Origin of the sequence: Chelatococcus sp. YT9, from assembly GCF_018398315.1 — a bacterium.
GTDB lineage: Bacteria > Pseudomonadota > Alphaproteobacteria > Rhizobiales > Beijerinckiaceae > Chelatococcus.
Genome location: NZ_JAHBRW010000001.1, coordinates 3,310,249 through 3,324,287, shown reverse-complemented (window position 1 = coordinate 3,324,287; position 14,039 = coordinate 3,310,249). Strand labels below are relative to the sequence as shown.

Genomic DNA, 14,039 nt, shown 5'->3' with positions numbered 1-14,039 from the left:
GTTTAATCCAGATCCGAAAGGCTGAGGTAAACTACGGGTTTCCCGGCTTTCTCAAACTGATCGATCTCATGAGCGAGGCCCTTGGACCTGTCCCAGCCGGGAAGCATCAGAACAATCAGTGAGGAGGCCGCGTCGACAAACGGCTTGTCCTGGTATTCCCACAGGGTTTGATCGGTCTGGGAGAGGTTGCCGACCTCTGCGATCCGGTGGGAATGCGGTATGGGGGCAAAGACACGGAACCCCCGTTCGATTAGCTTCGCGGCGGCACGCGACCCGTCATAGGCGGCGGCTCGGTGACCATGCTGATACATCGTGAATGGCTGGCCTAGATAGACGAACCCCGGCAGATCGCGGAGATCGTCGAGTTTCGGGGCCACTTGGTAAAACGAATCGCCTGAGGCTTTATTAGCGTTGGCCGCTGTTAAAGTGGGTTTGGCATAGCGAGTGACGATCATGCCGACCTCGCCATGGTTGCGGGAACGCGGACCCGAGGGAGAGGCGGCGGGACTGGATCTTCCAGCTTGATCTCGCAGCGTTCTCTCAGGCCCCATCTCTCGGTCATTAGGGCAAGCCACTGCTGGGGAGGTTCGAGGGCGCAGCGAAGTCCGTTCGGGTATTCGGCGTAACCGACGACCGAACCATTCGCGAGCGTTCGTCCCGGGTTTCCAGACGTGTGATAATGCCCGGTGAGAATGAGATCGTACTGCCGGGACGCCCGGGCGCCCTGGAGCTCCACCAGCTTCGTGCCGCGTACGATCGGGAGCATGGGGCCGGCGAAGCCCATTCCGCCTTTTGTCCCGATGGCATCGCCATGGGATTGGAAGACTGTCCAAGCGAAAATCGGATAGACCGCATCGCGCCCCGTCGCGAGATGAACCGTCACGCGGCCATCCCCCTCGAAATGACGCCGGAGGCACTCTCCGATCATCATGTCATAGGAAAGCTTCGTGACCTGCTTGGCTTCCGGCTTGTGCGTGGTCCTTCCGTGGTTTCCTGGGGTCACCGCGACGAACACGGCGCCGAATTCACCCGCGAGCTTGGTGAGGCCGGCTGCCAGCAAATCAGTCGCCATCCAGACTTGCTCTTGGCTCGTAAGGGCGTTCGTCCGGCGAAGCTCGTCGTGGATATCGCCTGATATCAGATCGCCATTGAGTGCGACCACAACCCCGGCCATCTGGCAATCTGTCGACCACCTCGGCAGGATCTCTATCGCCGCGTCGAACAGGCGCTGCAGCCGTCGCTTGGCGATGCTCGTGTCATAGGCATTGAGACCAAGGATTTCGTCAGGGTCGACAACCTCGCCAAGGTGGAGATCTGAAATATGGATCAGGCCAGCCGCCCTCCCCGTTTTTTCACGAGAAGGGGCAAGCCAAGGCACCGATTCGACGGGACGCCCTGCAATCCCACCCATCTCCGCAACCAGCCTTTCGGCCTTGGCCAGATCCTTGGATGTTTCATTCCATCGCTTGCGCCAGAATGCAGCATCGTGGACTTCACGTCTGACCACTTCGGGCGGTTTATCCGTCATATCTGGATTGTTGCTGATCAGGTCGCGTGCCCGTCGAATGCGGTTGGCGAGTGTTCCTCTCGGAAGGCCAAGCGATCGAGCTGCCGCAACCATATTGTTGCCATGGGCAGCGTATGCCGCGAGGGCTTCTTTCATCTGTGCGGCGGACAGACCCGGATTCATGCCGGCACCGCCCGGCCCATCAGAGCGCATACCGCAGAGGATGGCACGGCATAGCCAATCCCAACCATGGATGAGGCAAACATTCCTGTGGGTGCCAGCATCACGCCGACAACAATTCCCCTGAGATTCCCTGCCCTATCGAACATCCCACCGCCAGACATGCCCGGCACGATTGGCCCGCTTACGACAGAGACGTTACGCCATCTGGCGTATGGCCTAGACTTGCCTGCTATCGAGGCCTGAACCTTCACGAATTCAACGTCTGCGGGATTACCGATCAGCGTGACGGAAGCGCCTTCCGCCAATGGCTTGCAAGCAAGCGGGGATATCGCAGCCTGCATCGCCTCATCGCGGATTAGCGCAACATCATAAGCCTTGTTGACCCAAAGAACCTCGGCTTTCGTCGTCAGCCCCTGGTCTGAAAGGATGTCGACGGAATCAGCCTCCCGTATGACATGGGCTGCTGTGAGGATGTATCCATTTCCAATGTGGGTGCCCGAACCATGGCCGGGACCATTGATGACTTTGACGACTGAGCCGGCCTTGGGGGCGGGAGTAGCCGTTGCGTAAGACGCGAGGCAATAAGCAGCTGCCAGCGCAAAGCCGATAGTGGCCAGCGCCGCTGCGATCCAGCGGGACATGAGATGTCCTTTATGTGGGAGGGGGAATTATTTGCCGAGGAAGGCTTTGCCGCCGGAGATGATGAGCCAGCCGAGGCCGCCCATTATCGCTAGGATGATGGCCATCCCGATCTTGCCGGCAGCACTGTCGATCGCCTTGCGCAACCGACGAATAAAACGGAAGTCCTCACGGGCTTCATCGATATGAGCGGGCTCATCGGCGCGAAGGCCCATGTCATGGAGAGCGTCCTTGACGGCCTCCTGCACGATTGCCCGCAGCTCATCCTTGCTGATTGTGATGGCGTCACTCATGGCTTCGCCCTCAGGCCGCCGTCGCGCTGCCGGTAGAAGTCACGCAATGCTGCATGCCGATCGCCGCATTCAATCAGCGAGACACGATCCCGGCTCCAGTAGCGCTCAACGTCCCGTTGCTTCATCGGGCCGCTCGGAAGCTGGACCGGATCCGGGCAATCCATTTCAAAGCTCCCCGGTGGGGGAGATAGGCTTGGGGGAGAGGCGACGAACCTTGTTGAGGCGCTGCACGCCATCAGAGGACAAAGCAGGCTCGTCGCGGCGAGGATCTTGATCAGCCGCATTGGCGTTCTCGTCGAGGAGGGATTGGAGGCGGGTGTTTTCTTTGGCGAGCCATTCCTCGCGCTTGCGGGCGGCTTCACGAGCGTCCGCATTGATCCTGTCTTGCCGTTCACGCTCGACGAGACGAGCGGCCTCCGCGGCATTTGATGCCTCGGCTTTTCCGGCGACATAGCCGTCGTGATATTTGAGAGCGCCGTAGCCCCAAAACCCACCAGCCGCGAGGATCGCAAGGACGGCATAGACGGCTATCGGGGGGATGCCGAGGGCTGAGGCGATAGCGTTCATGCCGCACCCTTCAGGCAAAGGTTGCGCTCGGTCTCACGACGGTTCTGCAGACCCTTTACAACCTTGCCGCCGGCATAGACGAACTTGCGGAATTCATCGCAGGAGCCCCGGATGTCACCCGCATTCTGCCTGCGGACCAGCGTCGATTTGCAGAAGCCGCCAACCCCGATGTTGTAGGCAAGAGAGAGGTTCGCGACGTAGACTTCAGTGGGCAGGCTGTCAGGATCCCTGAGGCAGCGCCGCATTCCCGCCTCGTGCTCGACAAGGCTATCGATCAGCATATTGTCGCAAGTCGCCTTGCTGAATCTCATGCCGGGCTTAATGCCCTTCGTCTCGCCATAGCACGCTGTTAACACACCTATCACATCTCGGTAGGCGTAGAGGCGAAGGCCTTCCAAGCCCCCCACGACTTGAATAGCGAGCAAGCCAGCAGCGGTGACGACACCGACGCCAGCGCCCGCCTTCTTAAGACGGCTGTTCATTCATTTGCTCCGGAAACGCTCTGCTGAGCAATCAAGCGCGCAACGAACGCCCCGCCGGTCGCCACGAAGGCGAGCAACGCAAAGGCACCGCGCGGAATGGGAAGGACGCCATCAAGGAACGGAACTGCCGCCTCAAGGCCTGATAGAAAGAACGCGATCGTCAGCAGCCGGACAGACCACGCGTACCGGAGCACTCGTCTCCAGTTCGGGACGAGCCTCACCGGTTCCCGCCTTCAACGACGTGCTTTGCGCCTTGAGCAACACCAGCCCAGTAGCTGCTCTCACGAGACGCGCACGCGCTCACGGCCGCGGCGACTAGCGCCACGATCAGCAAAAGTTTCATTTGGGTGTCTCCGAAGATCAGATCAGCTTGCGGCGCGGTCTAGGCCGTGTTCCGATGGGGCGACCTCAAAACCGCTCCCCCGGCGATGAGGTACCGTCCTCGGCTGCCATTTTCCCCGGCTCAGGCCAGCAGCCGGGGGCGGGCTTAGATATCGATCGGCGGTTCAGGCGCGTGTACCGTCTCGTCTTCCAGGAGGGCGAAAGGCAGATCGCGCAGGTAGGCCACCATCGCCGCCGCATTGGCGATGTAAGCCGGATCGTCGATGATGCGCTTCGGCGCCACGAACTTGCCGACGAGATCGACGACGGCGCCCGCCTCGAATTCGATCGCATCCGGGTTCAGGTTGATCCCGACGCCCGGTGACGCCGTGTCGATGGCGCGAGGCGCGATGTACACGGGGGGTATGCTCGTCGGGTTGCTCAGCGCTTCGAGGGCAACTTTCTGCGCGGCGGTGATGATGAATTTGTTCTCGACGCTCATGCTGCAACGACCTTGATTTTGGTGATGTAGTTCTGGACCACGGTGTTGAGGTTCGCTTCCTTACCGACGCAGGACGCGCCAGCCATCACGAAGCCCACCCGTCGCGTGCTGAAGGTGGAAGGTGATCGACCGCAGATGCGGAACTGCCCTGTAGGCCGTCCGACAGCAGAGACGGTGGCCTCCGCTTGTTGGACGCCATCACGCCAAATCCGTTCGGTATTCGCGTCGATGCGGGAGATCCCCGTCACACCGGCAGACGACGCAACAGTCGCGAGCGTGGTTGCACCGCTGACGCGATTGATCTGACCGCCCATGGAGCCCGTCGAACCACGCGAGATACAGAACGCCGCGTAGGTTTCGCCAGCCCCGACATCCGGCACTGATACCGCCAAATCGGTGTCCGTGTACGACCAGACACCGGCATCGTTGACCGTCCAGCGCACACCGTTGCTCGCCGGATTAAGCCACGTGCCGACGTAGCTGGAAGTCCCATTGCCGGTCCACCCATACCGATCCGTCCATGTCGGTGAGTTCGACAGAGAGAAGATCTTTGAAGCGTCTGGGTTCTTCAAATCCGTCACGCCATGGATCATGTTGGTCGCAGCGGTGAAGGCGAGGAGATCGGCTTCCGACCAGAGACCGAAGTCCTGCAGGGCAACGATCGTCTCGTTGAGGAGCGACTTCACGCCGGCGGACGGGGCCGCCCCAACACTCTCCCAGAAGTCGAAGACTGCCTTCGCGCGAGCGTCATAGCTGGGCCCACCGGATCGCCCTGGCTTCCCGACGCCCAAGCCAAGCGAGAGCGAAAGGCCCGGCATTAGTCGAGCGCCTTCACTGCGATCTTGTGGCCAGCCGGTACAAGGAGGTCGATCGAACTGCCGGCCAAGAGCACACGACGCGGAGCCGCCCCAGCATCTGGAGAAAGGCCGCTCGCAATCCACACATCGACATCGACCGTGACGCGAACGACGCCCGCGCCCTTGGCGTCATTGGCCACCGCGCCGGTCGAGACAGCGTTTGAAGCAGAGATCGTGATTTTCTCGGATGATGTGGGCAGACCAAGGTGAAGGCCGCTAGATATGCCCGATGAGGCTGCCTGACCGAATTCAACGTAAGCGATTGCCATTCCTGGCCTCCAAATAAAAATGCCGCCCGGAGGCGGCTTCTTGCTGTGATGTTGTGTGAGGCCTACGAAGGCCAGCCAGAGTGGATGTCGATGCTGTCCAAGGTGGCGAAGTCTTGCGCCGCGTTGATCGCTTCCGCGAAGCTGCGTGCATGGCTGAAGCACGCCTGGACATGGCGCCCAACGGCAATGCCGATTGCGGTCATGTCTGCTGCGTCAACCTCGACGTACACGCCCGGTTGCGCCTCCCAGTCCATGGAGGTCAGCGTCTGGTCAGCTTGAAACAGCGAGACGGCGCCTGTGATCTTGGCCTGGCTGGTTGCGTCTGTGCGGATGACTGCTCCCTCGACCGTGACGCCACCTGTTTCCGCTTCCCAGCGGCGTTGCGCCAGTGCGGCTAGCTTCTCCGCTTTCAGTTCCGCAAGCGGGATGTCCTCGAGCGTGTGGATCTCGACAAGCTCACCTTCGACATAGCCGGCCGTCGTGCCGATCGCACGTTTGCCAGCAGGAACTGGAGTTGCCGTGACGGGGTACATCCCAAAGCCAGCCCGCACCGTGTCATCCATTGCAGAGGGAAAGCTGGTGTTGGGGTTGTCCTGCCGTAATTGCCAGTCTGTGTAGGGATAGGCGACAACCTCGCCTGCTTGGATGAGTGCGTGCATCAGATGTATCCATATGCAATGGCTTGGATGGCTCGCGTGCCGAGCCCTGTGACGCTGCCGAGGGTCCAGTTGATCCCGTCAGGCGAGTAGGCCATCAGGCCATCTGTTCCGCCGATTATCCAAAGGTCGAGGCCAGGGACCCACTCGACGGCAGCGATCGCGGCGCTGGTGAAGAATGATGTATTGACCGTCGTCCACGAGGCGCTGATATCGGAGGAAGTCTTGAGTTGAGGCGTCGTGCCGTTCGTGCCGACCGCCGCCCACAGACTTCCATTATATGCCCAGTCCGCACCGCAGTTGCTAGCGGTCGAGATGCCCGCGTTGCTGAAATTCACGCCGTCATTGGTCGAGCGATACAGTACACCGCTCGAGCTTTGCCTCAGCATGTAGTATGCGCCGGCCGTATACTTCATGCGCCCAAAATTATCGGTCCCCGTCAGGGTGGCTTGCGCTGTCCAGCCCCCGGAAATGGGCGAACCCGTCTTCGTGTAGGGGCGGCTTGTCGCGCCGGTAACGCCCATGCAGACCCAGGTGTTGCCGTTGAAGGCCACCGCGGTCACGAAGTCCGGCCCTTGAGTTCCCGTCAGCGTAGACAGATTGCGTGAGGTCCAGGTTATCCCGTCGGGCGACGAATAATAGACCTCGCCCATGGCAATAAACATGCCGTTGCCGTAGGCCACGCTGTAGAAGTTACCGCCGATCCTTTGGGTCCAGTTGGTGCCGTCGGGGGACGTGATAATGCCGCCGCCGTAACTAACAGCAACGAACATCCCGCCGGCCCAAATAATCTGCTGGATGTACTGGCCAGAGCTTCCCGAATTATAGACGGCGCTCCAATTAACGCCATCCTCGGAGCGGACGATGTAGTTGCTTGGAGCGCCAGCAACAATCACCGGCGGCTTTTTTCTCGCAGCCGCCATGAACAGTGAGCGCGTCATCGGATCCATGGCTCACCCATTGAATTCGAGCGCTGCACCGCGCCAGGTCGAGCCGCCATTCGTAGTTTCGAAGATGACGAAATAGACCTTGCCGCCTGTGAACGTCGGTGCCGTCCCATCGCGCCACTGGACGCCCGTGAACCACGTGATCGTTCCTGAGGTATAGGTCAGGACCAGTGTGAAGCCGTAAGCCTTTGAAGACGGCACATTCGACACGGTGAAGGTCGTATTGCTGGATGTCGTCTTGGTGAAGACGTTTCCGAGGGAGCAGTCAATGGCAGAAGCAGCCACCGCCGTCGTGGTGCCTGCGATTTGACCGAACTGCTGCGCGGCACTCCATGTCTGCGCAACGTCGGTTTTGGCAGTGTCTGCGTCATAGGCTTGGACGTTGGTGCCGATGACCAGACCGAGATTTGTCCTCGCGGTAGCGGCATCCGACCCGCCCGTCCCGCCGTTGGCAACAGAGAGATCGGTGCCGGACCAATCCGCGTTGTTGACGGCCGATTTGGCGGCCAAGGAGCCAAGCGTAGGTGTTCCGGACAAATCGGAATAAGCACCGCTAGTAGCGACGGGTGCCAGCGTTGGCCTCCCGGAAAGGTCGCCGTAGGAGCCCGAAGTGGCAACCGGCGCAAGCGACGGCGCTCCCGCTAGATCTGCATAATCGCCAGATGTCGCCACAGGAGCGAGGCTAGGCTTATTCGAGAGATCGTCGTAGTCGCCGGAGAACGGCGCACCGCCATCCTGAATGACATCACCGCTCGTATCCGCATAGACGGCGATATGCCCGGCCGTAACAGCCCCTGACGTTGTGACGTCACCCGCGCCCGCTCCCTGCGGGCCCCGGATATCGACGGCATCGCCAATCGTGTTTGTGAGGCCGGATGCCCCGACATAGCTGCCCGTCGCCGGCTTTGTTCCTTCTCCACCAGTCCAATCATATACTTGGAGGACGCGGCGCGCGCCGTCGCTGACACCGGCAAAGACCGGAGACCAGCCTTTGTTGCCAGCAGTGCCCTGAATGCCTTGGTTGCCCTGGTCTCCCTTGTCGCCTTTATCGCCCTTCGGCCCGGTATCGCCAGTGTCTCCTTTTGCGCCCGTCGCGCCTGTCGCACCCGGATCGCCTTTGTCGCCCTTGTCACCCTTTGGGCCTGTCTCTCCGGATGGACCAGCAGGCCCCACTCCACCTTCAGGCCCTTCGGGTCCCTCAAGATCGGTCCACACGCCCGGCGTTCCGTCCGGGTTGAGCAACCGCAGCTTGGTCCCATCCCACTGATGGCCGGGCACAGGGCCGTACTGCGGCGGGATTTCTGTTCCGTCGCCAAAATCTGAAAGGCCAGCCATCGCTACCTCATAAAAAAAGCGCCCCTTAGGCGCCGCATCGTCTTAGTTGCCGTTGTTGCCAGCGGGGTCTGCCCCGCCATATCCGCCGGAGTCGCCGTAGCCACCTCCGTAGCCCCCTCCTCCGTACCCGCCGCTATCACCACCCCATCCGCCGTAGTCACCGGACTGGATCGCGTCGCTTAGGTCATTGCTTGACCAGCCCCCGCCGTACTGGGAGCCGAAGGGGCCGGAATAGTCGAAGCCACCACCGGATCCCGACGTGCGGCCGGCGATCTCATCCATGAGGGCTTGAAGCGCGCCGCGAGGACCGAACAGACCTGGACCCGACGCCGCGATTTGCGCGTATTCTGGCGCCCCCGCATGAACGAGTGAGTAGTCTCCGAACGGGCTGTAGCCATAGCTGTAGCCATCCGGAGGCGCGCCAACGCCAAGAGCAGACAGGTTGTCCATCACCGAAGGCGCAAGGCCCGTCACACCCCATGCCGGATCGAAGGATGTCACTCCCGGATAGTCGATGGTCGGGACGCTGATCGGTGCCGCGAGAGATGGTGCAACGACCGGGGTTACAACCGGAGTGACCGGGGCAACCGTTGGTGCCCTTGTCACTGTCGGGGCGGGTGTCGGTGCCTTCGCGATGGAAGGCGCTGGCGTGGGAGCAACTGGCGCGGGCGCAACGGGTGTCATAGCCGCAAAGGTCGGGGCCTTGGCGACCGATGGCGGTTCAACAGCGGCCGTCTTGGCTATTGAGGCTTCGACAGCGGCGCGGGGATCCTTGTTATAGTCCCGCGACTCCAGCGGCGCATCGGTCACAACCCCAGACAGCGCGGGGCTCATCGCTCCAAACGTTGTCATGCCAGGAGACGCGGCCGTATTCACCGCGCCGATCGTCATGTCTCCCTTACCGGGTGACGTGGCTGTGCTCGCACCCGTTTGCGGGCCATAGCCGAGCGACACGCTGGGCGCCGCAACATCAAGACCCGTAAGAGCGCCCGGCGCCTCCGGGGCCGACAGCCCGAGATTGTTGTTCGCCGCGGCCTGCGCCGCAGAGATATTCGCGCCAACATCACCATAGCCGGGCGCCGTTGAGGTGGACGCCCCCCGCCCAGAAGACGATGCCGGCGCAGAATATCCGCCGAAGTCGGCGCTATAGTCGCCAAGCGACGCATCAGCCAGCATGCCGCCCCAGTCATAGGACGACGTGCCCCCACCGAAGTCCGCAGCGGTCAGCGCTGATGGCGCATCCGGCACACCCAATCCGAGATCTTGGACAGCACCGGACATGTCAAAGCCATCAATGGAATAATTGCCGAGGGACGAATCCGCCAGAAGACCTCCCCAGTCGATTCCCGTTCCCCCGAAATCATTCATGCTGAGCGCAGCCGGAGCTTCAGGGATGCTCACCCCAAGGTTGGAGGGAGGCGCCGTCAGTGAGGTCACGTCGCTCCAGTCGAAGGACGGGACGCCGAAGTTGAACCCGACGCCGTAATCCATGTTCGGCTGGAAGCCTTGAGGGGCATCGAGGCCATAGAGCGCTCCCGGCACTTCTGGGGCAGCAAGGCCAAGGCTGCTGATCAGCCCTTCAAATCCGGCAAGCGTGCCCGGTGTCTGTGCGGGCGCTGCAAGTCCGAGGTTTGCAGGCACGTCATAAGGCGTGATGTCAGGGAGGAAGCCGCCAAATTCCACCGGATCGACAAACGAAGGCGCCGGCATGAAGTCATAACCAGCAAGCGCCGGATCCCCCATAAATGAAAAAGCCCCGGTCAATTCCGGGGCTAGGTTTTGTCCGAGGACATTTGGCTGCGTTCGGTTTGTCAGCGTCTCGTAGAGAGCGTTTCGCTGCTCTTGGTCTATTGTTTCGCGTGGCGTGTCGAATAGGTTGCCATAAGGAATGGCCGTGTTGCCGAGCGCAATCTGACCGGCCCAAGCCGTAAGAACATCTTGCGGAACACCGATCTCGACGGATTCCGGCCGCGCACCCTGCAAGGCAAACGGCGTACCGTGGTAGTGGACATCATCCGTTCCCCGACGTCCGAACACCGTCGAGAGAGGGTCAGTTATCATCTGCCCGAGCCACCCGGATAGGGCGTTTCGGCTCGAATAGTTCGGGTTGGCGAAGTTGAGGTTTGTCCCCACAACGCTAGGTGCGCCAAGCGACCGGGCGGTTAGATGCTGCTCGACGATATTCTGAATAGCAGGCGAGGCTGCCGGCAGGTTCTGCCACGATCCCGCTGCATTCCTATTGCCTGATATGGCGGAGAACTGGCCACGCTGATTAACAACGCCAGGGATGGTATCGGGGAACGCTGGAGAAGCTGCGCGGTTTACGATAGTGTCGACGACAGCCGCAACGCCCCTCGGATCAGCAGATGCCCAATGCCCGACTTCACTCTGAACAGTCCGCGCAATAGCATCTATGTCCCGATCCGAAAGAGAGACCTGGGTCATGTTTAGATTAGCTTTCGTTCTGGGGTTCTTGGCGACGCCCGTAGCGGCGCTAGCAGCCTGCCCGCAGGACAAGGCTGTCTATCGTCACGAAACTACCGGGACAGAGATCAAGGGCGAGAAGATCGGAACCTTCTCAAAGGATGGCGTGCCATTCACAGCGCTAGTCTTCCAAGGGAAGGCGCAGAAGCTCGCAGCAGTAGGATCAACGGCCTCGTACTTCTACGTGGCCGATATGGACAAGCTCCCATCCGTTAAATGGACCAGCAACGGCGAAGGCCTTGACTGGTTCCGCCTTGTTGATGCCGAGGGCGCTTCCGGTGAATGGCGCCTCGCTGCTTGCAGCAAGTGATCAGATCTTAGGCGGACCCCACTTAGCCCCGCAGGTCGCCTGATACTTCGCCTGTAGACCCTTAGAGTCTTCCGCCTGTCGCGCCCGAGTCGTCGTAGTATGAGCAGCCGCGCACTGAGCGAAGTAGCCACTTTGGATATGCATGCAGTCCAGGAGAGCCTTGTACGTAGCGCACACATGCGGCTTTGGTACCGGCCTCATGGTTCGGCTCGCATCATTGAGAGATGAGAACTTCCCACACGCGCTATCAGTGAGCTGGTGGAGTGACTTGCAATCTGCCGCGGCAGCGCTGCTTGCGAAGCCGATAGCGACCAGCCCAGCCAACCATACGGAACCATAGATTTTTGCCATACAGTGTTCCCCCTACTCCAGTTTAGGCTTAAGGTTCCGGCGGTGCCAAGGGGGGAATGATGCGCCTAGCCATATTGTTGATGACCTGCGCTGCGATTGCCGGTTGCGGCTTGAACCCGGAATACCGTGCCCGACAGCAAGCAGCCGCTACAGCCAAGGTCGATGCTCAGGACGACGCCGCATGCCGCCGCTATGGCGCTGTTCCAGGCACCGACGCCTACATAAATTGCCGCGTGCAGGTCTCATCAACGCGCGAAGTGACGAATGCCCAGTACGGCGCGGCGTACATGGCGAACCCGAACAACGCCTATAACACTGGCTTGGCGATGGTGATGGGGCCGAGGATACGATAAGCGGTACAGCGAGTCCTCTTGCCCCGCAATAGAGGCGGGGTGTACCTTGGGTTACCTTTCTAAGGGGGACACAAATGATCAGGGCCGTCGCATTATCAGCCGTTCTCGGCTGCCTAGCTGGAACCGCTCTCGCTCAATCGAGCTACCACTACGATTACCGGTCAGGCAACAGCTACAGCGTTCAGAGAAATTCCGGCGGCACCCATGTCTATGGGAACAACTTGAACACCGGATCATCTTGGAACGTCCAACAGAACCATGACGGGTCGTACAATGGCTTCGATTCAAGCGGGAATTCTTTTTCCGGAAACCACAACACCGGTAGCTACATGAACAGCAACGGTAGGGGCTGTATCGGCACCGGATATGCCAGAACCTGCTGGTAATTGCGTTACTCCCCAAGCCCGTGGCCTTGGGCCCTAACGTTAGCGTTTTCCTGGTACCTCCTACCGGGCACTGAGGCCACGATCGCTTGGTATCTGATCGTCTGCGGCATAGCAGCGGCTCTCAACATACAGCATTCCCTCGACCCCCGCTTTATGCCTAAGATCGAGGCAGATCTAGGGCTTTTGGGAGGGGGAAATGGCTACGATCAATCTTACCGAGTTTAGAGGGACTTCGACGCACGATATCGGCCTTGCGAACGGCGCCTATACAATCACGTACGGCCTGGGCGGTGACGATCAGTTTTCCACGACGTCGCGGCCCTAGACTCTCTCCTGCTCCGAATCGGACACCTCCGGGATCATTTCACCGAGGCATTCGCCTTCCGCAATTGACTCAAGACGTGACTCCGCGTCTTCTTTGGACTCGGCGGGGAACGCGACCAAAAAGGTCTTGCCGTTGTGGCGATAGCGAACTCCGTACAGGGAATGGGGGGAGCTATCCATGGTCGTTCGTCCTTCTGATCTGACCTATCCGTGTTACTACATGTACAAAGACAACCGCGGCGAATGGCGGTGGGTTTATTACGCCAAAAACGGCGAGGAGATCGCTGTCAGCAGCGAAAGCTACACGAGCAAGCAAAACTGTCGGTATTCCGTAGATATTATGCGCGCGTCCTCGAATTCCACGGTTTTCGCGCCGAAGAACAGCTCTTAGCGGTTCAACGCCCCTGCGTTGGAGAAATCGCTCCAAAAAAAATAGGCCCCCGCAGGGGCTGATACGCATGGATATAAAAGCTATCACCACCGAGGCCGATTACGATAAGGCCCTCGTCGAGGTAGAGCGCTATTTTATAAATGAGCCTGAGCCCGGTAGCGCAGAGGCGGAACGTTTTTCGGCGCTTACGGACATTATCGAGGCCTACGAAAATCAGCATTGGCCCATTGAGATGACCGAGCCCTAGACTCTCTCCCTTGCCCTGCTAGGCTGTAGCTGAAGTGCTACGGGAGGGGGATATGGCTGTTTTCTTAGTTTCGTACGACCTCGTGAACGAAGGCAAGGGCACCCACGATTATCAGCCGCTGTGGGATGCGATGGATAAACTGGGGGCGCAGAAGACCCAATACTCGCTGTATTTACTTAACGTGAACAACACTGCAAAGGAAATTCGGGAACACTTTCAGAAACTTGTAGATAGCGATGACAGAATTTGGGTAACAAGAATTCGCCGGGGGCAATATGACTACGGCAACGCTATTTCCGGTACTAATGCTTGGATGGAGAAAAATCCTCCTGAGGCATAGAGTCTCCTCCGCGAGCGCCGTATTTTGCGCCCCGACGAACTCCGCCGATGTAGACGGTGATCCGAAGGATCTTGGCCACAAGGTCTACGATAGCTATGCGCATGTGAACTCCTATCAATTGTGGTATGGTTCAGCCAACCACGGGGGACACCATATCCAACGAACCAAACTCACTGAGCCCGGCATGGTGGATTGCCACCATTGTCATGATGGCCGGCATCAAGATTGGTGCCAACGGGATGCCGGATATCGGTGGATGGGACTACGTAGCGTTCCCAACGCTGCTGCTGATGCT

The 14,039-nt window shown here is 59.9% G+C and carries 20 protein-coding genes and 1 pseudogene; 5 read left to right on the top strand and 16 right to left on the bottom strand.

The window, feature by feature from the left end; translation table 11 throughout:
• Nucleotides 1-2 precede the first annotated feature (2 nt).
• The 16 genes and pseudogenes from KIO76_RS15295 to KIO76_RS31760 form a co-directional block, all read right to left on the bottom strand.
• Entirely contained in the window at nucleotides 3-455 is a 453-nt protein-coding gene (locus tag KIO76_RS15295) for a DUF1937 family protein (protein ID WP_213324067.1), read from the bottom strand.
• Nucleotides 452-1,690, bottom strand: a complete 1,239-nt coding sequence (locus KIO76_RS15290; protein WP_213324066.1) for a helix-turn-helix domain-containing protein — start codon at nucleotides 1,688-1,690, stop codon at nucleotides 452-454. Before KIO76_RS15290 ends, KIO76_RS15295 begins: the two co-directional genes overlap by 4 nt.
• Entirely contained in the window at nucleotides 1,687-2,331 is a 645-nt protein-coding gene (locus KIO76_RS15285; protein WP_213324065.1) for a S1 family peptidase, read from the bottom strand. Before KIO76_RS15285 ends, KIO76_RS15290 begins: the two co-directional genes overlap by 4 nt.
• Before the next feature lie 27 nt (nucleotides 2,332-2,358).
• Nucleotides 2,359-2,622, bottom strand: coding sequence for a hypothetical protein (locus KIO76_RS15280; RefSeq protein WP_213324064.1), 264 nt, complete (start codon nucleotides 2,620-2,622; stop codon nucleotides 2,359-2,361).
• The gene (locus KIO76_RS31375) at nucleotides 2,619-2,747 is read right to left on the bottom strand and encodes a hypothetical protein (protein WP_283771440.1); all 129 of its coding nucleotides are present in this window, start codon (nucleotides 2,745-2,747) and stop codon (nucleotides 2,619-2,621) included. The genes KIO76_RS15280 and KIO76_RS31375 overlap by 4 nt, the downstream gene beginning before the upstream one ends.
• A gap of 40 nt (nucleotides 2,748-2,787) precedes the next feature.
• Nucleotides 2,788-3,189, bottom strand: coding sequence for a hypothetical protein (locus KIO76_RS15270; protein WP_213324062.1), 402 nt, complete (start codon nucleotides 3,187-3,189; stop codon nucleotides 2,788-2,790).
• Nucleotides 3,186-3,671 (bottom strand): lysozyme, encoded by a 486-nt coding sequence (locus KIO76_RS15265; RefSeq protein ID WP_213324061.1) that lies wholly within the window; start codon nucleotides 3,669-3,671, stop codon nucleotides 3,186-3,188. Before KIO76_RS15265 ends, KIO76_RS15270 begins: the two co-directional genes overlap by 4 nt.
• Entirely contained in the window at nucleotides 3,668-3,892 is a 225-nt protein-coding gene (locus KIO76_RS31765; RefSeq protein ID WP_502761857.1) for a DUF7940 domain-containing protein, read from the bottom strand. The genes KIO76_RS15265 and KIO76_RS31765 overlap by 4 nt, the downstream gene beginning before the upstream one ends.
• A gap of 266 nt (nucleotides 3,893-4,158) precedes the next feature.
• Nucleotides 4,159-4,494 (bottom strand): hypothetical protein, encoded by a 336-nt coding sequence (locus KIO76_RS15260; protein WP_213324060.1) that lies wholly within the window; start codon nucleotides 4,492-4,494, stop codon nucleotides 4,159-4,161.
• Entirely contained in the window at nucleotides 4,491-5,312 is an 822-nt protein-coding gene (locus tag KIO76_RS15255; RefSeq protein ID WP_213324059.1) for a hypothetical protein, read from the bottom strand. The genes KIO76_RS15260 and KIO76_RS15255 overlap by 4 nt, the downstream gene beginning before the upstream one ends.
• Nucleotides 5,312-5,620 (bottom strand): hypothetical protein, encoded by a 309-nt coding sequence (locus tag KIO76_RS15250; RefSeq protein ID WP_213324058.1) that lies wholly within the window; start codon nucleotides 5,618-5,620, stop codon nucleotides 5,312-5,314. The genes KIO76_RS15255 and KIO76_RS15250 overlap by 1 nt, the downstream gene beginning before the upstream one ends.
• 62 nt (nucleotides 5,621-5,682) lie before the next feature.
• Nucleotides 5,683-6,279, bottom strand: a complete 597-nt coding sequence (locus KIO76_RS15245) for a DUF4376 domain-containing protein (RefSeq protein ID WP_213324057.1) — start codon at nucleotides 6,277-6,279, stop codon at nucleotides 5,683-5,685.
• Nucleotides 6,279-7,226, bottom strand: coding sequence for a beta propeller repeat protein (locus KIO76_RS15240; RefSeq protein ID WP_213324056.1), 948 nt, complete (start codon nucleotides 7,224-7,226; stop codon nucleotides 6,279-6,281). The genes KIO76_RS15245 and KIO76_RS15240 overlap by 1 nt, the downstream gene beginning before the upstream one ends.
• A 3-nt stretch (nucleotides 7,227-7,229) precedes the next feature.
• Nucleotides 7,230-8,558 carry a collagen-like domain-containing protein gene (locus KIO76_RS15235; RefSeq protein ID WP_213324055.1) on the bottom strand — a complete coding sequence of 443 codons (1,329 nt, stop codon included), beginning with the start codon at nucleotides 8,556-8,558 and terminating at the stop codon, nucleotides 7,230-7,232.
• Nucleotides 8,559-8,600: 42 nt separating this feature from the next.
• The gene (locus KIO76_RS15230; protein ID WP_249729609.1) at nucleotides 8,601-10,619 is read right to left on the bottom strand and encodes a hypothetical protein; all 2,019 of its coding nucleotides are present in this window, start codon (nucleotides 10,617-10,619) and stop codon (nucleotides 8,601-8,603) included.
• Nucleotides 10,620-10,664: 45 nt separating this feature from the next.
• Nucleotides 10,665-11,003 (bottom strand): annotated as a pseudogene (locus KIO76_RS31760) (cell wall hydrolase); the annotation flags it as partial.
• Here KIO76_RS31760 and KIO76_RS15225 point away from each other — a divergent pair.
• The 5 genes from KIO76_RS15225 to cas2 all read left to right on the top strand — a co-directional run bounded on the left by KIO76_RS15225 (nucleotide 11,002) and on the right by cas2 (nucleotide 13,744).
• Nucleotides 11,002-11,352: a hypothetical protein gene (locus KIO76_RS15225; protein ID WP_213324053.1), complete on the top strand. Its 351-nt coding sequence runs from the start codon at nucleotides 11,002-11,004 to the stop codon at nucleotides 11,350-11,352. The pseudogene KIO76_RS31760 and the gene KIO76_RS15225 overlap by 2 nt on opposite strands.
• 407 nt (nucleotides 11,353-11,759) lie before the next feature.
• Nucleotides 11,760-12,056 carry a hypothetical protein gene (locus tag KIO76_RS15220; RefSeq protein WP_213324052.1) on the top strand — a complete coding sequence of 99 codons (297 nt, stop codon included), beginning with the start codon at nucleotides 11,760-11,762 and terminating at the stop codon, nucleotides 12,054-12,056.
• An 888-nt stretch (nucleotides 12,057-12,944) separates the two neighbouring features.
• Entirely contained in the window at nucleotides 12,945-13,157 is a 213-nt protein-coding gene (locus KIO76_RS15215; RefSeq protein WP_213324051.1) for a YegP family protein, read from the top strand.
• Between the two features lie 67 nt (nucleotides 13,158-13,224).
• On the top strand, nucleotides 13,225-13,404 hold the full coding sequence (locus KIO76_RS15210) for a transcriptional regulator (protein ID WP_213324050.1): 180 nt from the start codon (nucleotides 13,225-13,227) through the stop codon (nucleotides 13,402-13,404).
• A 52-nt stretch (nucleotides 13,405-13,456) separates the two neighbouring features.
• Nucleotides 13,457-13,744 carry a CRISPR-associated endonuclease Cas2 gene (cas2, locus tag KIO76_RS15205; protein ID WP_213324049.1) on the top strand — a complete coding sequence of 96 codons (288 nt, stop codon included), beginning with the start codon at nucleotides 13,457-13,459 and terminating at the stop codon, nucleotides 13,742-13,744.
• The last annotated feature ends 295 nt before the right edge of the window (nucleotides 13,745-14,039 follow it).